Below are 18,657 nucleotides of genomic sequence, written 5' to 3' on the forward strand. Positions count from 1 at the left end.
ACGGCATCGGCCTCATCAACCGCGGCTACGAGAACTTCATGGAGAAGCTCGTGGAGCTGGGCGCGAAGGTCGAACTGCCCGGCAAGGCGCTCGGGTAGTTCCGTATCGCACACGCCGAGGGGCGGCCACCTGATTCCAGGTGGCCGCCCCTCGGCATTTCCATACGGCTCCGCGTGGCGCGCCCCTCAGGGGCGCGGGGAACTGCGCGACCGGCCACAGGCGGCCCGCAGTCGCCCACGGCGCACGCGAGGGGCCGCTTACTTGCCCTTGGCGGCTTCCTTGAGCTTCGAGCCCGCGGAGACCTTCACGCTGTAACCGGCGGGGATCTGGATGGGCTCGCCGGTCTGCGGGTTGCGGGCGGTGCGAGCGGCACGGTGGGTGCGCTCGAAGGTCAGGAAGCCGGGGATGGTGACCTTCTCGTCGCCCTTGGAGACGATGTCGCCGACGACGTCGGCGAACGCGGCCAGCACGGCGTCGGCGTCCTTGCGGGTCACCTCGGCGCGGTCGGCCAGCGCGGCCACCAGCTCACTGCGGTTCATGTTGTTACTCCCGTGTTCATCTTGCCGTTGAGGCGTCAGATCGAAGCCGATGCTGCCAGGGTCCTGTGTGAGTCCCCGGACCCGGGTCCGTCGTCAGACCCTCGCGCCCAGGGACGCATCCTGCCTCTACCTGCGGCGGGAAAGCCAATCCGGCACCCGCAGGAGTCGTGAGAACACCCTTGGGGAGTCACACGAAAAGAGGGCCTGAGCCTGGCGCCACGATAGCTGCGCTGCTGACAGGGGTCGTGCGACGCGCCGGGTTCCCGGCGGCCGTGGGGTTACTCACAGTCCGCGGATCCGGCGCCCCCGGGCCCCCGGCGGGGGCCCGGGCGGCCCGGGCCTCAGACGCCGGCCGTGCTGCCCGCCGTCGCGCCGGCCGCCTTGGCGGCGTCCCGGACGGCACCGGCGACCGCGCCCGCGACCTTGTCGTTGAAGACGCTCGGAATGATGTAGTTCGGGTTCAGCTCGTCCTCGGTCACCACGTTCGCGAGAGCCGTGGCGGCGGCGAGCATCATCTCGGTGTTGACCGTCCGCGACTGCGCGTCCAGCAGGCCGCGGAAGACGCCCGGGAAGACCAGGACGTTGTTGATCTGGTTCGGGAAGTCGGAGCGGCCCGTGGCGACAACGGCGGCCGTCTGACGGGCGATTGCCGGGTCGACCTCGGGGTCCGGGTTCGCGAGCGCGAACACGATCGCGCCGTCGGCCATGGCGGCCACGTCGTCGCCGTCGAGGACGTTCGGGGCCGAGACGCCGATGAAGACGTCGGCGCCGCGCACGGCCTCCTTGAGGGTGCCCGTGAGGCCCTCGGGGTTGGTGTTGTCGGCGATCCAGCGCAGCGCCGAGTCCGGGGCGGCGTCCACCAGGTCCTCGCGGCCCGCGTGCACGACTCCGTGGATGTCGGCGACGACGGCGTTCTTGACGCCCGCGGCGAGCAGCAGCTTCAGGATGGCCGTACCGGCCGCCCCGGCGCCGGACATGACGACGCGGATGTTCTCGATCGCCTTGCCCGCGACGCGCAGCGCGTTGGTCAGCGCGGCGAGGACGACGATCGCGGTGCCGTGCTGGTCGTCGTGGAAGACCGGGATGTCGAGGGCCTCGCGCAGCCGGGCCTCGATCTCGAAGCAGCGCGGGGCGGAGATGTCCTCCAGGTTGATGCCCGCGAAGCCGGGGGCGATCGCCTTGACGATCTCGACGATCGCGTCGGTGTCCTGGGTGTCGAGGCAGATCGGCCAGGCGTCGATGCCGGCGAACCGCTTGAAGAGGGCCGCCTTGCCCTCCATGACGGGCAGCGCGGCCTTGGGGCCGATGTTGCCCAGGCCCAGCACGGCGGAGCCGTCCGTCACGACCGCAACGGAGTTGCGCTTGATGGTGAGGCGGCGGGCGTCCTCGGGGTTCTCGGCGATCGCCATGCAGACGCGGGCGACGCCGGGCGTGTAGACCATGGAGAGGTCGTCACGGTTGCGGATGGGGTGCTTCGACGCCATCTCGATCTTGCCGCCGAGGTGCATGAGGAAGGTCCGGTCCGAGACCTTGCCCAGGGTGACGCCCTCGATGCCGCGGAGTTCCTCGACGATCTCGTCCGCGTGCGCGGTCGACGTCGCCGCGATGGTGACGTCGATGCGGAGCTTCTCGTGACCGGACGCGGTGACGTCGAGGCCGGTCACCGAGCCTCCGGAGGACTCCACGGCGGTGGTGAGCTGCGAAACGGCGGTTCCGCTCGCGGGCACCTCCAGCCGGACCGTCATCGAGTAGGAGACGCTGGGCGCCGTTGCCATGGCCGACTTCCTCTGCTTTCACCTGACGCTGAGTTGTGCCGTCCGATCGTCGCACCTACCGCTGAGTAGCAGGTAGCCGCCCTCGATTGCGAACGTTTTGTTCGCGGAACGGGGGGCGAGGGGCCAGAAAAAAGAGACCCACGTCACGTGGACGTGGGTCTCTTCCTCAAGTAGGTGGCACCGACCCGCCATGCTCGCCTCGCGGCAAGTGGTCGCTCGTAGCGACGAAGGTTGGGCCCGGGGGCTTGGATCGAGCCGGTGCCACGTCCAGGCTAACAAACAGATCCCGTAAGGCCATTCCCGTACCGGTAGTTCATTTCGCCGGCAAGTGGGTATCGGTCCTCAGTCCCTGAGCAGATCCGGTACTCCCGCCGCGTCGGGCTCGTCCCGGTCCGCCGAGACGACCGTCAGCTGCTGGGTGGCGCGGGTGAGCGCGACGTACAGGACACGCAGGCCGGCCGGGGACTCGTCGGCGATCTCCGCCGGGGAGACCACGACCGTCGCGTCGTACTCCAGGCCCTTGGCCTCCAGGCTGCCGAGGGCCACGACGCGGTCGCCGAGGCCGGCGAGCCAGCGGCGCGCCTCCTCGCGGCGCTGCATGGCGACGACCACGCCGACCGTGCCGTCGACCCGCTCCAGCAGCCGGGCCGCCTCCTCACGGACGGTCGCGCCCAGCGTGTCCTGCACGACGGTGAAGCGGGGCTCGACCCCGGTGGAGCGGACCGCCTTCGGCGACACCGAGCCGGGCATGGCGAGGGCGAGGACCTTCGCGGCCAGTTCGGCGATCTCGGCCGGGTTGCGGTAGTTCACCGTGAGTTCGAAGCGGCGGCGCGGACGGCTGCCGAGGGCCTCGTCGCGCGCCTCGGCCGCCTCGTCCGGGTCGGACCAGGAGGACTGGGCCGGGTCGCCCACGACCGTCCAGGTGGCGTGCCGGCCGCGGCGGCCGACCATGCGCCACTGCATCGGGGTGAGGTCCTGGGCCTCGTCGACGATGACGTGGGCGTACTCCACGCGCTCCTGGGCGAGGCGCTCGGCGCGCTCGCGCTGCGTCTCCTCGCGCACCGGCATCAGCTCCTCCAGGCCGGTGAGCTGGTCGAGCGGGTCGAGTTCGCGCTTCCTGCGGGGGCGGGCCGGGGCGCCGAGGACGGCCTGGAGCTCGTCGAGCAGGGCGATGTCGTGCACCGAGCGGCCCTCGCGCTTGAGGGAACGGGCGACCTTGCGGACCTCGCCGGGGTTCAGGACGCGCCGGGCCCAGCGGCCGAGGCGGCGTTCGTCGGCCATGGCGTCCAGGACGGCCGCCGGGGTCAGCTCCGGCCACCAGGCGTCGAGGAAGGCGATGAAGGCGTCCTCGGAGGTGATGTCCTCGTCGAAGGAGGAGCGCAGCTCCGCCGCGAGCTCCGGGTCGCTGTGCCGGCCGGCCGCGCCGGACCGCTCCCACAGGGCGTCCAGCAGGAGTTTGCGGGCGCGGGGGCGCAGCAGGTTGACCGGGGCGGTGCCGCCGAGGGCGGCGCGGCGGATGCCGTCCAGCTCCCCGGCCTCCAGTTCCAGGCGGCGGCCGAAGGCGACCACGCGCAGCCGGGCCGGTGGGTCGTTCAGCTCCAGGGCGCCGCGCGCGGCCTTCCGCAGCACCCTCAGCATGCGGGAGGACCCCTTGGCGCGGGCCACGGACGGGGAGTCGTAGAGCGTGGCCTCGGCTCCCTCGACCAGGGAGCCGATGGCGCGGATGGCGACCTGGCCCTCCTCGCCGAGCGAGGGCAGCACTCCCTCGGTGTAGGCGACGAGCAGCGGGGTCGGCGAGACGATCAGGATGCCGCCGGCGTAGCGGCGCCGGTCCTGGTAGAGGAGGTAGGCGGCGCGGTGCAGGGCGACGGCGGTCTTGCCGGTGCCCGGGCCGCCCTCGACGTACGTCACGGAGGCGGCGGGGGCGCGGATGACCATGTCCTGCTCGGCCTGGATGGAGGCGACGATGTCGCGCATCGTGTGGCCGCGGGCCTGTCCGAGCGCCGCCATGAGGGCGCCGTCGCCGATGACGGGCAGTTCCTCGCCGTCGAGGTACGCCGTCAGCTCGGGGCGCATCAGGTCGTCCTCGACGCCCAGCACCCGGCGGCCCTTGGAGCGGATGACGCGGCGGCGGACGACACGGCCGGGGTCGACGGGGGTGGAGCGGTAGAACGGGGCCGCCGCGGGGGCCCGCCAGTCGATGACCAGCGGCGCGTAGTCCTGGTCGAGGACGCCGATACGGCCGATGTGCAGGGTCTCGGCGATGTCGGCGGTGGCGTCGGGGCGTACGGCGCCCTCCGCCGGCTCGATCGCGGTGTACGCCCCGTCGGGTCCCTTCTTGCCGTCCTTGCCGGTCAGCAGGTCGATACGGCCGAAGAGGAAGTCCTCGAACTCGTTGTTGAGCCGGCTGAGGTGGATGCCCGCGCGGAAGACCTGGGCGTCCCGCTCGGCCAGTGCGCCGGGGGTGCCGACCTGGCCGCGCCGGGCCGCGTCCTGCATGAGGAACTCCGCCTCGTGGATCTTCTCCTCGAGGCGCCGGTACACCCGGTCCAGGTGTTCCTGTTCGACACGGATCTCCCGGTCACGAACCGAGTCGTGTACCGAACCGACCGCGTCTTGTCTGTGAGCCTGAGCGGCCACCGGGCCCCCTTCTGACGTGCTGGGCAGCCGTCAACCGTACGCGAAGGGGGCCCCTCGAAGCTACGGGCCGGCGGCAGGCGCGGGAGCTGTTGCCCCGATGGCGCCCGCCGTACGGCCGAACAGTCCTACGCGTCGACCTCGACCAGCCGCTTGCCGTCGAAGGTGACGACCTCGAAGTGGTCGATCTGGTTCGGGTCGAACGCGGCGCCGCCCTGGACGTACAGCGGCTGCTTGGCCTTCTCGGTCTCGGCGTCGGGGAGGCCGTAGCCCCACTCCGGGACGGACCAGGAGGACAGGGTCTCGCGCTCGCCGTTCTTGCCGACCGCGACGAGGGCGCACTTGAGCGGGCCCTTGACGTTCTTGATCTCGGTGACCACGCCCGTCCCCCAGTCCTTCTTCTGGAGGGCGACCGTCGCGGTGACCTTGGTGGTGGGGTCGGTGGCCGAGATCTTGTCGGAGATGCCGTCGAAGGCCTCCTTGGCGGGGCTCGCGGCGAGCGGGCGGTTCCCCGAGCCACCGCTGTCGCCGCCGCTCGTCGCGACCGCGACGAACGGGCCGCCGATGATCAGCGCACCGGCCGCGGCCACCATGTAGAAGCTGCGGCGGCGCTTCTGGGCGCGGCGGTCGGCGACCTCGTCGACCAGCTTCTCCACCAGGCGCGGGCGGGGCTTCGCGGACAGCGACTCGCCGATCGCCGGTGTGCTGCCGGAGCCGGGCAGGTCGGCGAGGGCGGCGAGCATGGGCTCCATGCCGGCCAGTTCGTCGAGCTGCTGGGCGCACCATTCGCAGGTCGCGAGGTGGGCCTCGAACGCGGTGGCCTCGGCGTCGTCGAGGATGCCCAGGGCGTAGGCGCCGACGGTCTCGTGTTCGTTCGGCACCGGAGATTCCTGCATGGGTCCAGACATACCCATGCCTCCCGTACCGAATCCCTGATTACCCCCGTAAACACTCATCACGCCGTCACCCCCCGCTCCTCCAGTGCCAGCTTCATCGAACGCAGGGCGTAGAACACCCTGGAGCGGACGGTGCCGCTGGGTATGCCCAGGGTCTCGGCCGCCTCGTTGACGGTACGCCCCTTGAAATACGTCTCGACGAGCACCTCCCGGTGGGCGGGGGTCAGGTCGTCGAGTGCGTCCGACAGAGTCATCAGCCACAGCGCCTTGTCGATCTCGTCCTCCGCGGGGATGACCTCCAGCGGCGACGGGTCGACCTCCTGCGGCCGGGCCTGCCGGCTGCGGTGGCCGTCGATGACGATGCGCCGGGCGACCGTCACCAGCCAGGGGCGTACCGATCCGGTCGCCCGATTGAGCTGACCGGCGTTCTTCCAGGCACGGATGAGCGTCTCCTGCACGACGTCCTCGGCGCGCTGCCGGTCTCCGGCGACCAGGCGCAGGACGTATGCCAGCAGGGGTCCGGCGTGTTCGCGATAGAGCGCACGCATCAGCTCCTCGTCGGGTTCCGAGGGCTGGGACATGCGATGTCGGGCCCTCGGTGCTCGTTCATTGGCCACGACGGAATCCTTGCGCACGCCCACCTCCGATGTCCGGGGGTTCCCCCAGTCGGTCGCTCCACAAGCCGTACGGACGGGAGCTGTTGGGCGTTCAAAGAGAGGTGACAGTTTTCTTCCGAGTGACGTGACGAGGTGGACATGGGTGCACATTCCCACCCCGCGTTCTTTACATTTCCGCCACATCGGCCAGATCAAGCCAGGCCTTCCCTACGGTGGCGTAGGTAAACGGCATGTAATTGAAATCACTTTGCCGTCGCGGTCTCAGAAGTCGCATTTAGGACAGGGAAATTGAGTGCACGGACCACTCAATTCCGTTTCAGGCGCGGGCGAGTGCCGCGCGGCGACGATGCCGGGCGACGCGTTCGCGGTTCCCGCAGACCTCGCTGGAGCACCAGCGCCTCCTGCGTCCCCGGGAGGTGTCGAGGTACACGATGGGGCAGTTGTCGCCTTCGCACTGCCGCAGGGCCGCGCGGGCGGCGGGGTCGGTCAGCATCTCCACGGCGTCCCGGGCGACGGCCGCGAGCAGGGCGGCGCAGCCGGGCGGGGCGTCCAGCCGCCGCAGCAGCTGGCCGTCCTCGCCGCGGACCGCGCGCGGGGCCGGGGGCGCGGCGCGGGCCAGGTCGTTGACGCGGGCCAGCGCCAGGTCGTACGCCGCCGCTCCCGGTCTCGGCCGGCAGCGCACCAACCGGTCGATCTGGGCGCGCAGTTCGCGGAAGGCGAGCAGCCAGCCGGTGTCGGCGTGGGCCAGGGCGGTGTCCGCCGGGACGAGTCCGGAGCCGGTGATCCAGGCGCGCAGCACGTCCACGGAGTCGAGCCGCTCCTCCGGATGCGTGGTGGAGAGCAGGTCCAGACAGATCCGCCCGGCGTCGAAGCGCAGCTCGTACGGGGTCGTGACCGTACCCAGTGCCATGTGCCTGTCACCGCCTAGGTTCACCCCGGTCGCGAGGCTTCGGCGAGACGCCGTGAGAGAGCCGGGAACCGTTCCCTCTTACAGTGCCTGCCCGCGCCGACGCCGGAAACCCCTCGCGCACGCCTCACCCCGGCACCCCGGGCCGGCCACCACCCGGCACCCTCACGTCCGGCCTGTTCGCGCTCAACCCCCGGGCGGGATCACGCGTCCGCGTACTTCGTCTCCGCGCTGGGGTCCAAGGCCAGGCGGTAGCCGCGTTTGACCACCGTCTGGATCAGCTTCGGGGTGCCGAGGGCCGTGCGGAGGCGGGCCATGGCCGTTTCCACCGCGTGTTCGTCGCGGCCCGACCCGGGAAGGGCGCGCAGCAGGTCGGCGCGGGCGACGACCCAGCCGGGGCGGCGGGCCAGGGCCCGCAGCAGGGACATCCCGGCGGGCGGAACCGGCTTGAGGTCCCCGTCGACCAGGACGGCATGGCCGCGGATCTCCAGACGGTGCCCGGCGACCGGGAACGAGCGTGCCCGGGCGGGGAGTTCCTGGCAGAGGAGCTGGACGAGAGGGCCGAGCCGGAAGCGCTCGGGCTGGATCGTGTCGATGCCGCGGGACTGCAGGGGCAGCGCGGTGACCGGGCCCACGCAGGCCGGCAGCACGTCGTGGCCCAGCGCCGCCAGGACCTCGTCGAGCAGTCCGCGCTCCTTCGCCCGGGACAGGAGGGAGGCCGCGGCCGGGGCACTGGTGAAGGTGACCGCGTCCAGGGCCCGGGCGACCGTCGCGTCCAGCAGCCGGTCCACCGGCGTGATGTCCTCCGGCGGCATCCAGCGGTAGACGGGCACCCCGAGCACCTCGGCCCCGCCCTCCTCCAGCGCCTCCACGAACCCGGGCAGCGGCTCACCGTGCAGCTGGATCGCGATCCGCAGACCGTCGACGCCCTCCTCCAGCAGCCGGTCCAGCACCTCCGCCATGGACTCCGACGACGGCGACCACTCCTCCGTCAGTCCGGCGGCCCGCACCGCGCCCTTGACCTTCGGTCCGCGCGCCATGATCCGTACGCCGCCCAGCCGCGCCAGCAGCTCCTCGCCCAGCCCCCAGCCGTCGGCGGCCTCGACCCAGCCCCGGAAGCCGATCGCGGTCGTGGCCACCACGATGTCCGGCAGCCGCTCGATGATCTCCTTCGTCGCGGCCAGCAGTTCGCTGTCGTCGGCGAGCGGCACGATGCGCAGGGCGGGGGCGTGCAGGACGGCGGCTCCCCGTCGCTGGAGCAGCACCCCGAGCTCCTCGGCCCGGCGCGCGGCCGTCACTCCCACGGTGAAACCCGCCAGGGGTCCGTGGTCCGGTCGCTGTTCTTCCTCGTACATGGCTCTCGTCCCGCATCCAGTCGTCGTACTTCGTGGGTACGGCGTACCTACATGCCGATCGAGCCTGTCAACGGCTCGTGACAGGCTCGGATCGGCGTGATGTCGCTGGTGTTACGTCACACCTCGGCGTAGCTGAGCTGCGGCTTCGCCTCCGAGGTCGCCGTGGTGACGGGTACCCGGGGAACCGTACGGCGAAGGTATACGGCCCATGTCACCACGAAGCAGACCGCGTAGAAGGCGAGGAAGGCGACGAACGCCCCGGTGCCCGAGCCGTAGGAGAGGAACGACTGGCGGAAGGCCAGGTTGATGGCGACGCCCCCGAGCGCGCCCACCGCGCCGATCAGCCCCATGGAGGCCCCGGAGAGCCGCCGCCCGTACGCCGCCGCCTCCTCACCCGTCAGTCCCTTGGCCAGCGCCTTGTTCTGGAAGATGCCCGGGATCATCTTGAACGTCGAGCCGTTGCCCAGCCCGCTGAGCACGAACAGCACCACGAACGCCCCGGTGAACAGCGCCAGCGACTTCTCCATGGAAGCGCCGATCAGGACCGCCGTCGCGACGCCCATGGCGACGTAGTTCCACAGGCTGATCCGCGCGCCGCCGAACCGGTCGGCGAGACGGCCGCCGACGGGCCGGATCAGGGAGCCGAGCAGCGGGCCGAGGAAGGTGACGTAGGCGGCCTCCAGCGGGGTCCGGCCGAACTGGTTCTGCAACACCTGGCCGAAGGCGAAGCTGTAGCCGATGAAGGAGCCGAAGGTGCCGACGTAGAGGAGGGACATGATCCAGGTGTGGCCGTCCCGCGCGGCGTCCTTGGCGGCGCCGGTGTCGTTCTTGACGTTCTCCAGGTTGTCCATGAAGAGGGCGGCCATCACGGCGGCCACGACGATCAGCGGGATGTAGATCCCGAGCAGCACCCGCGGACCGCCGCCCGCGCCGATGATCGCCAGCGCGACCAGCTGCGCCACCGGCACCCCGATGTTGCCGCCGCCCGCGTTCAGGCCGAGCGCCCAGCCCTTCTTCCGCAGCGGGAAGAAGGCGTTGATGTTGGTCATGGAGGAGGCGAAGTTGCCGCCGCCGACACCGGCGAGCAGGCCGACCAGCAGGAACGTGGAGAACGAGGTCCCCGGCTCCATCACGGCGAACGCGGCGCAGGTCGGGATCAGCAGGAGGGCCGCCGAGATGATCGTCCAGTTGCGTCCGCCGAAGATCGCCACGGCGAAGGTGTAGGGGACGCGGACGACGGCGCCGACCAGCGTGACCATCGAGGTCAGCATGAACTTGTCGGCGGGGCTCAGCCCGTACTCCGGGCCCATGAAGAGCACCAGCACGGACCACAGGGTCCAGATCGAGAAGCCGATGTGCTCGGACAGCACGGAGAAGAACAGGTTCCGGCGGGCGACCTTCTCCCCGGTCTCCTTCCAGAACGTCTCGTTCTCGGGATCCCAGTGCCGGATCCAGCGTCCGCCCTTGCTCGGGGGTACGGGTGCCGTGCCAGGGCCTGTCATGACGCCTCCACTGTGCTCCGGGGCTCGGTCGTACTCGTGACTGATCCCGAAGGTAGGGAGGATGCGTTTCCTGTCTGTGGCAGTGAGTGACCGCGAGGGAACGTTGCTCTCACCCCGCGCTCGGGCGGGATGAGAGGTTCCGGGGGTTTCGGGGTCAGTGCTGCGGAGGCTGCCAGGCGGGATTCTGCCCGGGCTGCGGCTGCGGCTGGTGGTACGGCTGCCCGTACGGGCCCGGGGGCTGCGCGCCATAGGGGCCGGGCGCAGGCTGGCCGCCGTACGGCGCCTGCGCGGGCTGACCCGGGTACGGCGCCTGCGCGGGCTGACCCGGGTACGGCGCCTGCGCGGGCTGACCCGGGTACGGCGCCTGCGCGGGCTGACCACCGTACGGCGCCTGCGCGGGCTGACCGGGGTAGGACCCCGGCGCGGGCTGGGCGTAGGGGCCCGGCGCCGGCTGGGCGTACGGCCCGGGCGTCTGCTGTCCGTAGGCCGGCGGCGTTGCCGTCACCGGGCCCGGCGCTGCGCCGCCGTACGGCCCGCCTGCGAACGGATTGCCCTGCCCGGGCACCTGCGCCCCCGGCGGCACATACCGCAGCCGCCCGTTCTCGTCGTGCACCGGCGTGAAGCCCGCGGCCCGCAACCGGGCCGCGAACTTGGCGTTGCGCTTGCGCGTCACCGCCAGGCCGATGCCCAGCATCGCCATGATCACCAGCCACACCGCGCCGGCCACGATGAAGTCGGCGGACTCGCCCCCGAAGCGGAAGCCGAGGATCGCGCAGCCGACGGTGACACCGAGAGCCGCGTACCCCATGCGCTTCTCGGCGTTCTTGCCGGTGAGGTCGAAGTTGATGCGGGCCTTGAGGAGTTCGAAGGCCTCGGGCACGAGCGGCGGCAGGGAGACACCGTCCGCCGCGTCGGGGTACCGCGCCCAGTTCTGCCCGGCCCGGGCCCTGGCCTGCGGGCCGGGGTCGGGCACGAGCAGCATGGTGAGCGCGCCGTTGCGACCGCTGCTCTGGCGGACGTCGGCGTACTCGTAGCCGAACTGCTGGGCCACGAAAGCCAGTCGTGCGAGCTTCTTCACGGACGCCATCGGGCTGGTGAGCTCCACGGGTTCCCCGCTCGCCATCAGCCGCAGCATCTTCTGTGTCTGCCGCTTACTCATCCCACCGCTCCCGCCGACCACCTTGTTCACAAGCGCAACCGGGGCAGTTTTCCACACGGGCAGCGCCCCGGGGAACGGGGTCCTCCCCCGCGCCGGCCCACCCCTACCGCCGACGCCTCCTGCTCTTGCCGCCCTGCCCGTTCGGCCACCACCGCGGCGACCGCTTCGCCGCGATGTCCTCGACCCAGCCGAACATGAGGATCGCCGCGCCGATCAGGGGCCAGACCAGGGCGAACATCCAGACGGTGTACGTGCTGTCCAGGGCGGACACCGCGCTGTCGCTCTGGAGGAACGGCAGTTCGTAGAGCAGGTCGAGGATCGGGACCGTGGCCATGATGAGGAGGTTGTGCCAGAGGTAGATCGTGACGGCCCGGTTGTTGGAGAGGGTCACGAGCTTGTCCCACCTGGCCAGGCGGCCCGGGAGTTCGCGCCAGGACGGGGAGTACTGGAGCAGGATCACCACGAAGCCGAAGGACCAGGCCGCCTGGGACAGGGGGATGTCGTTCAGGTCCCAGCCGTCGGGGCCCAGGTGGCCCGAGGCCCACCACAGGCCGAAGGCCATGAGCAGGGCCGCGCAGGAGATCGCCAGGTAGCGGGGGATCCGCTTGAGCAGACCCTCGTGGTGGGCGAAGCCCAGGATCCAGCAGCCGCCGTAGACCGCGAAGTCGGTCACAGCGTTGCCCGTCTCACCGGGGATCTTCACCAGGCCCGTGCCGACGACCGCCGTGAGGCCCAGCGGTGCCAGCAGCGTCGGCCACGGTGCCCGGCGGAACGCCCACAGCAGCAGCGGGGAGGCGATGACGAACCAGAGGTAGGCCCGCAGGTACCACAGCGGACCGGCCGCCTGCACCGCCCAGGTCTCCTCCAGCAGCCCGGACTTGGCGCCGAGGTGCCAGGGGAAGGGCGGGGCGCCGACGGGGAAGACGTAGTTGAGCAGGTCGATCAGGCCCCAGGCACCGCCGTGGTCCGGGTCCTTCAGCGGGTTCCAGCCGGCCGCGAACATCATCGCCAGCACCACCACGCCGAACACCCAGAGCGGGGGCAGGAGCCGGCGGATCCGGCCCCGGATCACACCGAGCGCCGGGCGGTTCAGCGAGCGCGCCATCAGCGAGCCCGCCAGCGCGAACATCACGCCCATCGACGGGAACAGCACCGTCAGCCACGCCCAGCCGAACAGGTGGTAGACGACGACACGGACCAGGGCGATGGAGCGCAGCAGGTCGAGGTAGCGGTCACGGCCGCCGCCCTTGCTCGCCGGCGCGGTCGGGGCGGTCGCGGTGGCGGTTCCGCCCTCCGGTGCGGTGTCGGTCGTGCGCTGCCGCGGCATGCCGTAGGACGCCCCCGGCATGCCGGACGCCGCCGACGACGTGGGGATCGGGTTTCCGTGGGTCATGCCACCGGCCTCCGCTCGGAGCTGTTCTGGGACCGCTGGCGCGGTACGGGGCCGCCGCCGGGCGCGTCGACCACACCGGTGCGCCGCAGCTTCTGCCAGCGCAGCCGGCCGCCGGTGAGGGCGGTGATCCAGGACTGGAGCAGTACGACGTACATCAGCTGGCGGTACAGGATCTGTTGAAGGGGCAGCGAGACGAGGTGGGTCATGCGCTCGCGGTCGAGCCGGAAGGCGTAGGCCGCGCAGACCGCCTGGATGGCCAGGACGCCGAGCCACGCCATGATCGTCTTCTGGGTGGGGCCGAACACGAGGCCGTAGACGAGGAACACGTCGATCAGCGGGGCCAGCAGGGGCGCCAGGACCATGAAGAGGGACACCAGCGGCAGGCCGACGCGGCCGAAGCGGCCCGAGGGGCCCTTGTCGACCAGGGCCCGGCGGTGTTTCCAGATGGCCTGCATGGTGCCGTAGGACCAGCGGTAGCGCTGGGACCACAGCTGCTGGACCGTCTCCGGCGCCTCGGTCCAGGCACGGGCGTTCTCCGCGTAGACCACGCGCCAGCCGTCGCGGTGCAGGGCCATGGTGATGTCGGTGTCCTCGGCGAGGGTGTCGTCACTCATGCCGCCGACCCGTTCCAGCGCGCTGCGGCGGAAGGCTCCGACAGCGCCGGGGATCGTGGGCATGCAGCGCAGCACGTCGTACATCCGGCGGTCGAGGTTGAAGCCCATCACGTATTCGATGTGCTGCCAGGCGCCGATGAGGGTGTCCTTGTTGCCGACCTTGGCGTTGCCCGCCACCGCGCCCACGCGCGGGTCGCCGAAGGGCTGCACCAGTTCACGCACGGTGGACGGCTCGAAGACCGTGTCACCGTCCATCATCACGATCAGGTCGTAGCGGGCGTTGGCCACACCGCGGTTGAGCGCGGCCGGCTTGCCCGCGTTGAGCTGGCGGACGACCCGGACGTTCGGCAGGCCCATGGCCTCCACGATCCGTGACGTGCCGTCGGAGGAGCCGTCGTCGATGACGAGCACCTCGATGGGGTGGTCGCTCTCGGCGAGGGAACGGACGGTGTTCTCGATGCACTTGGCCTCGTTGTACGCCGGGACCAGGACCGACACCGGTTCGGTGATCGGCGCTCCCCAGCGGAAGCCGCGGCGGCGCACCCGGCGCGCGTGCACCCCGGAGAGCAGCAGCATCAGCACGAAACGGCCGATGACGAGGGTGCCGACGATGGCGAGTCCGACGACCAGCCCGTCGGTGAGGTGCTCGGAGACCTGGACCAGGAAGATCCACGCCGCGCCCTTCCACCGGTCGAGGCCGGTGACGCGGGAGTGCGCGCTCGGGGCGTCGAGTGCCTCGGTGAGGTTGCTGAACGCGTAGCCCTTCGCGCGCAGGTCGGGCAGCATGCGGTCCAGTGCCGCGACGGTCTGGTGGCGGTCCCCGCCGGAGTCGTGCATCAGGACGATCGCGCCCTTGCCGCCCTTGGGCGTGGCACGCCGGACGATCTCGGCGACGCCGGGCCTGCGCCAGTCCTCGCTGTCGGTGTTGTTGACGACGGTGATGTAGCCGCGGTCGCCGATGTACTCGGTCACCGGCCAGGACCTGTTGTCCATGGCGTCGGCGAAGGAGGAGTACGGCGGCCGGAAGAGGGAGGTACGGATGCCCGCCGCGCCGGAGAGGGCGAGCTGGTTCTGGGACAGCTCCCAGTCGATGCGCTTCTTGGACTGGTAGGACAGGTCCGGGTGGTTGAAGGTGTGCAGGCCGATCTCGTGGCCTTCCTCGACCATGCGCCGGACCAGTTCGGGGTAGCGCGAGGCCATGGTGCCGGTGACGAAGAAGACCGCGTGCGCGTCGTGCTTCTTCAGGACGTCCAGGACTTTCGGCGTCCAGACCGGGTCGGGGCCGTCGTCGAAGGTGAGCACCAGGCGGTGGTCGGGCACACGCAGGCTCTCGGTGCGGCCGCTGCGGGTGTCGATGACGGGCCCGCCGCTCATGATCTTCTCCGGCACCTGGTCGGTGGCGGCGGGCGGCCGGACCCGGTGGTCGGCGAGGATCTCGCTGTGCACGTAGCCGCGCAGCATGAGCATCGCCATCAGCGCGACGAGGACGAGCAGGGGCAGGAGGAGGCGCAGCGGCAGGCGGCGCTTGGAACCGCCACGGGCTCGGGGCGCCGGCCCGGAACGGCGGGTACGGGATGCCATGGGTGGTGGTACTCCGGGGTGGTGCGGGATGGGGTGCTGCGGGGACGGTGAGTGGTGCGGGGACGTCGGTGCTGCGGGGACGGTGGGCGGTGCGGACGGTGTCGGCGGGTTTCGCGGCGCCGTCGGCGGGTCCCTCACAGCTCAGCGCAACCGCGAGCCGGGGTCCCGCTGAGCTGTGAGGCGCCGGAGCGCCCTCCCCCGGATCTCCCTCCGGGGGCGACGTGGCAGGCACCGCTCGCGCGGCCGGGACCAGTGCCGATGGCCGGGAAGGGTCACCGGCTCGCGATGCTCGGCACGGCACCTCGCCGCGTCGTCGCATCACCCGGGTGTCTCTCGTGCGCGGGCGATGCTCCGCCGTGCGCACCGCACCGGACGCCGCGAGCTGTCCGGCGAGCCTTTCCGGCCGTCGGCACTAGAGGGTGGGCGTCGGTTCGGCGCTCGGCGTCTCGGCCGGGCCTTCGGCGACCGTGCCGGTGTCGTCGCTGTCGCCGGCCCCCAGGGTCTCGGTCGGCTCGGGCGTGGGCTCGCCCGTCGGCGTCGGGTCGGGGGCAGGTGTGGTCGGCGTATCGGCGGGCTTGGTCGGGGCCGGGGCGGTCACGCCGGTGCCCGGGGCCGGTGTGGTCCGGGTCGCGGTCGGCGAGGGGCGTTCCGTCGCGCCGCGGCGGCCGGGTTCGGCGGTGTCGGCGTGTTCGACGGTGCCGGCACCGGCATCGGGCGAGGGTGACACGGCCTCGTCGGTCGTCGGCGCGCTGCTCGGGGCGGTGGTGCCGGTGTCGGCGGCCGGGTCCGACTGCTCGGGCAGCGGCGGGGTGTCGACCTGCCCGGCCGACGGATCCTGCTTCTGGCCCGGTACGGGCAGCCAGGGCGCGTTGGAGTTGCCCGACAGCAGCGTGGCGACGATGACGACGGCGTACACCCCGCAGGCCAGGGCGATGACTATGCCGATCCGGCGGAAGCGACGGCTGCGCCGGCCCGACTCGTCCACGAAGACCGGCCGGTCGGCGGGGGCCGCGCCCATGCCGTCCTCGACCCGCCGCACGAACCCGTCCCCGAGTTGTACGGCGTCGAGCTGGATGGTGACCTCGTGCGGGTCGTGGGTCTGCCCGGCGGGGCCAGGGGTCCCGGCGGGGGCGTGGGCGCGCCCGGCCGCATGGGCGTCCTCCTGCCAGGGGTCGCGGACCGCGGTCCGCGACTCGGTGCCCGAGTCGAACGAGCCGAACGAGTCGGCCTCGCCCTCGCTCTGCCGGGGGATGCCGCGCAGTATCTCCGTACCGGCGGGCAGCCGGTAGCCGCTCACCCGGTCGTCTCCGTCGCGCACCTGGGTGGCTCTCCGGTCCCGGACGCTGCCGTCCGCAGGGAGTTCCCCGGTCGCCGCAGCGGCCTCGGGCCACTCGGGTTGGGCGTCTTCTCGCCAACTTTTCACAGGCACGTACTTCCCCCCACGGGATGGTTCGGGTGCGTCTACGACCTGAACACCCGCCGTCGGATCGGGCCCCCACCCGTCCGAACGCCCCCTATTACCACACCGTGCTCAGACGTTGAATGTAGCGCACGGGGAGGTTGTGTGTGAGCGCGGGTATCGAATCGTGTCAGTCGTGAGACGTCATGAGGACATCGTCACCGGCCGGAATCCATCCCCCGGCGGGCCGCCGCAGCCACCCCTCCTCGGCGGCGAGCCGAGCCGCCGCCCGCCGCAGCGCGTCGAACGCGGGGTGGGTCAGGCCCTTGCGCCACACCAGGGACAGCGGGGACAGCGGCACGGGGTCGACCAGGGGCCGCAACACCGTCGACGGCAGTGCCGGGAAGCCCACAACGGCCAGGATGGGGTTGCGCGTTCTGGCCATGACCCGCTGGAACTCCTCCTCCCCGACGGCCAGTGGCGCGGGTGGGGCGATCTCGATGCCCCGGCCCTCGAACAGCAGCCTGGCGAGGCCGGTCCACTCCGGCGTGCGCGGATTGCCGGCGCCCGCGTAGACGGTCTCGCCTGCCAGCTCGGCGAGCGGCACCGCCTCCAGAGCGGCCAGCCGGTGGTCCTCGGGCAGCACGACCGCCATCGGCTCGTACCGCACGGGCAGGTGGTCGAGCCCCGCCCGCAATGCCGGGTCCAGCCCGGCGAACCGTCCGAACGACGCGTCCAGCCGGCCCGCGAGCAGCTCACCGGCGGCTCCGGTCAGGCCGCTCTCGTAGCGGGCCATCAGTTCGTGACCCGGCGCGAGCTCCCGCGCCCGGTGCAGCACGCGGCGGGCGGTGACCAGGCCGGGGAAGTTGAGGTCGACCAGCAGGGGGCGGGCCTGGCCGAAGGCCGCGAGCAGCTCGTCCTGCGCCCGGAGCATCCGACGGGCGTACGGCAGCAGCCGCTCCCCGTCGGGGGTCAGCGTCACCTGCCGGGTGGTCCGCACGAACAGCTCGGCCCTCAGCTCCCGCTCCAGCCGCCGCACGTCCCGGCTGAGCGCCTGCTGAGCCACATGCAACCGCACGGCGGCCCGCGTGAAGTGCAGTTCCTCGGCGACGGTGACGAAGCCACGCAGCAGACGGGGGTCGAGGTGGGCGGGCATGCGCCGAACCTACAACGGGCGAGGGGTGCGGGTACCGGCGCCGTGGAGGACGCGGGCGGAACCCGGCCGGGGCGCCAGGCTGGGCCGCGGGTGCCCCGGCCCGGGGTGCCAGGCTGGGTCGCGGGTGTCCCGCCCCGGAGTTGCGCGGGAAGGGTGCCGGCCGGGGGCGCCAGGCGCGACCCCAGGGCGGACCCGGGCGGGGCCCGGTGCAGGGGCCCCGGGCCGGGTGCGCTCAGGCGGGGTCGGCCCGGGCGGAGGTCAGGGCCGGGGGTCCGGGCTCAAGGGCCCGTGTTCCTCGTGGTCGTCCCCGTCTCGCCCGGGCGGGCGTCCGCGACCTGGTGGCCCTCCGTGCCGGACGGCGCCGGGGCCTGTCCCACCCGGTGGCGCGGGACCGAGCGCATCGGCGGGCGGGTCAGGGTGATCTGGCGGACCACCTGCTGGAAGCAGGCGAGGGCGGCGAGCCCGGGCAGGGCCGCCGCCGCGGTGCCCATGATCGTCCGGGGCGCCTGCACGACGCACAGCAGCACGGCGATGCAGGAGAAGACCAGGACCACGCACCAGGAGTGCACGGCACGGCGCTGGTGCAGCGCGGCCCGCAGGACGGACAGGGAGCCCACCAGCCAGGGCCCGTACACCAGCAGCGGCCACCAGGTGCGCAGGCCACGCGCCGCGGGTGAGACCGCGACCAGGCGCAGCGGGTCGTAGGCGACGACCGCGCTCAGCAGACTGACGGCGAGGGCGATGACGGCCGCCATCGCGGCGACGAGGAAGCTGGTGGTGCGCAGCACGCCCGGGGCCTTGCGGGGCCGGACCTTGCGGTGCCGCCGGGGAAGCTCCCGGACGGGCGGCAGTTCCTCGGTGATGTCCTGGAGCCGCCGCATGTGGGTGGCCGGGGTGGGGGCCTGGGGGATCGGTGGGACCGGTGCCGGCTCGGCGGGCTCGGCCAGGTCCACGTCACGGGGTCCTGGGATCCTCGTCGCCTGCTCGCCGAGGGCCTCCTCGAGGATGAACGCGAGTTCCTCGGCGGGGTCCCAGGTCGGGTCCGGTGGTGTCAGGGGAGTGATGAAGTCCCGGGCCGGAGCCCGATGCCGGCCGGTGCCTTCGACTTTTTCGTACATGGCGCGCCC

At 72.0% G+C, this 18,657-nt stretch carries 14 protein-coding genes; all 14 read right to left on the minus strand.

Annotated features, from left to right (window positions below):
- Positions 1 to 257 precede the first annotated feature (257 nt).
- The 14 genes from AB0I06_RS31085 to AB0I06_RS31150 all read right to left on the minus strand — a co-directional run bounded on the left by AB0I06_RS31085 (position 258) and on the right by AB0I06_RS31150 (position 18,648).
- The gene (locus tag AB0I06_RS31085) at positions 258 to 539 is read right to left on the minus strand and encodes an HU family DNA-binding protein (RefSeq protein WP_003990598.1); all 282 of its coding nucleotides are present in this window, start codon (positions 537 to 539) and stop codon (positions 258 to 260) included.
- 341 nt (positions 540 to 880) lie between these two features.
- Entirely contained in the window at positions 881 to 2,314 is a 1,434-nt protein-coding gene (locus tag AB0I06_RS31090; protein WP_363122182.1) for an NAD-dependent malic enzyme, read from the minus strand.
- Between the two features lie 342 nt (positions 2,315 to 2,656).
- Entirely contained in the window at positions 2,657 to 4,954 is a 2,298-nt protein-coding gene (locus tag AB0I06_RS31095; protein ID WP_363122183.1) for a UvrD-helicase domain-containing protein, read from the minus strand.
- Positions 4,955 to 5,079: 125 nt separating this feature from the next.
- On the minus strand, positions 5,080 to 5,832 hold the full coding sequence (locus AB0I06_RS31100; protein WP_363122184.1) for a zf-HC2 domain-containing protein: 753 nt from the start codon (positions 5,830 to 5,832) through the stop codon (positions 5,080 to 5,082).
- A 74-nt stretch (positions 5,833 to 5,906) separates the two neighbouring features.
- The gene (locus AB0I06_RS31105) at positions 5,907 to 6,428 is read right to left on the minus strand and encodes a sigma-70 family RNA polymerase sigma factor (protein WP_010039908.1); all 522 of its coding nucleotides are present in this window, start codon (positions 6,426 to 6,428) and stop codon (positions 5,907 to 5,909) included.
- A gap of 352 nt (positions 6,429 to 6,780) precedes the next feature.
- Entirely contained in the window at positions 6,781 to 7,374 is a 594-nt protein-coding gene (locus AB0I06_RS31110; RefSeq protein WP_363122185.1) for an ABATE domain-containing protein, read from the minus strand.
- 200 nt (positions 7,375 to 7,574) lie between these two features.
- Positions 7,575 to 8,726, minus strand: coding sequence for a uroporphyrinogen-III synthase (locus AB0I06_RS31115; protein WP_363122186.1), 1,152 nt, complete (start codon positions 8,724 to 8,726; stop codon positions 7,575 to 7,577).
- A gap of 116 nt (positions 8,727 to 8,842) precedes the next feature.
- Positions 8,843 to 10,228, minus strand: coding sequence for a nitrate/nitrite transporter (locus tag AB0I06_RS31120; protein ID WP_363122187.1), 1,386 nt, complete (start codon positions 10,226 to 10,228; stop codon positions 8,843 to 8,845).
- A gap of 154 nt (positions 10,229 to 10,382) precedes the next feature.
- Entirely contained in the window at positions 10,383 to 11,387 is a 1,005-nt protein-coding gene (locus AB0I06_RS31125; protein ID WP_363122188.1) for a hypothetical protein, read from the minus strand.
- A 103-nt stretch (positions 11,388 to 11,490) separates the two neighbouring features.
- Positions 11,491 to 12,780, minus strand: a complete 1,290-nt coding sequence (locus AB0I06_RS31130; protein ID WP_363122189.1) for an acyltransferase — start codon at positions 12,778 to 12,780, stop codon at positions 11,491 to 11,493.
- Positions 12,777 to 14,975 (minus strand): glycosyltransferase, encoded by a 2,199-nt coding sequence (locus tag AB0I06_RS31135; protein ID WP_363122190.1) that lies wholly within the window; start codon positions 14,973 to 14,975, stop codon positions 12,777 to 12,779. Before AB0I06_RS31135 ends, AB0I06_RS31130 begins: the two co-directional genes overlap by 4 nt.
- 412 nt (positions 14,976 to 15,387) lie before the next feature.
- Complete coding sequence (locus AB0I06_RS31140) at positions 15,388 to 16,293, minus strand: hypothetical protein (protein WP_363122191.1); 906 nt, start codon at positions 16,291 to 16,293, stop codon at positions 15,388 to 15,390.
- A gap of 271 nt (positions 16,294 to 16,564) precedes the next feature.
- Entirely contained in the window at positions 16,565 to 17,530 is a 966-nt protein-coding gene (locus AB0I06_RS31145) for a LysR family transcriptional regulator (protein WP_363122192.1), read from the minus strand.
- A gap of 278 nt (positions 17,531 to 17,808) precedes the next feature.
- Positions 17,809 to 18,648, minus strand: coding sequence for a hypothetical protein (locus tag AB0I06_RS31150; protein WP_363122193.1), 840 nt, complete (start codon positions 18,646 to 18,648; stop codon positions 17,809 to 17,811).
- Positions 18,649 to 18,657 lie beyond the last annotated feature (9 nt).

Origin of the sequence: Streptomyces sp. NPDC050674, assembly GCF_040654575.1 — a bacterium.
In the GTDB taxonomy this organism is placed as follows: domain Bacteria; phylum Actinomycetota; class Actinomycetes; order Streptomycetales; family Streptomycetaceae; genus Streptomyces.

Coding starts and splice junctions, on each gene's coding strand:
- AB0I06_RS31120 (WP_363122187.1), bottom strand. CDS start 10,228: ATGACAGGCCCTGGCACGGCACCCGTACCCCCGAGCAAGGGCGGACGC.
- AB0I06_RS31105 (WP_010039908.1), bottom strand. CDS start 6,428: ATGTCCCAGCCCTCGGAACCCGACGAGGAGCTGATGCGTGCGCTCTAT.
- AB0I06_RS31135 (WP_363122190.1), bottom strand. CDS start 14,975: ATGGCATCCCGTACCCGCCGTTCCGGGCCGGCGCCCCGAGCCCGTGGC.
- AB0I06_RS31110 (WP_363122185.1), bottom strand. CDS start 7,374: ATGGCACTGGGTACGGTCACGACCCCGTACGAGCTGCGCTTCGACGCC.
- AB0I06_RS31090 (WP_363122182.1), bottom strand. CDS start 2,314: ATGGCAACGGCGCCCAGCGTCTCCTACTCGATGACGGTCCGGCTGGAG.
- AB0I06_RS31125 (WP_363122188.1), bottom strand. CDS start 11,387: ATGAGTAAGCGGCAGACACAGAAGATGCTGCGGCTGATGGCGAGCGGG.
- AB0I06_RS31145 (WP_363122192.1), bottom strand. CDS start 17,530: ATGCCCGCCCACCTCGACCCCCGTCTGCTGCGTGGCTTCGTCACCGTC.
- AB0I06_RS31115 (WP_363122186.1), bottom strand. CDS start 8,726: ATGTACGAGGAAGAACAGCGACCGGACCACGGACCCCTGGCGGGTTTC.
- AB0I06_RS31130 (WP_363122189.1), bottom strand. CDS start 12,780: ATGACCCACGGAAACCCGATCCCCACGTCGTCGGCGGCGTCCGGCATG.
- AB0I06_RS31085 (WP_003990598.1), bottom strand. CDS start 539: ATGAACCGCAGTGAGCTGGTGGCCGCGCTGGCCGACCGCGCCGAGGTG.
- AB0I06_RS31150 (WP_363122193.1), bottom strand. CDS start 18,648: ATGTACGAAAAAGTCGAAGGCACCGGCCGGCATCGGGCTCCGGCCCGG.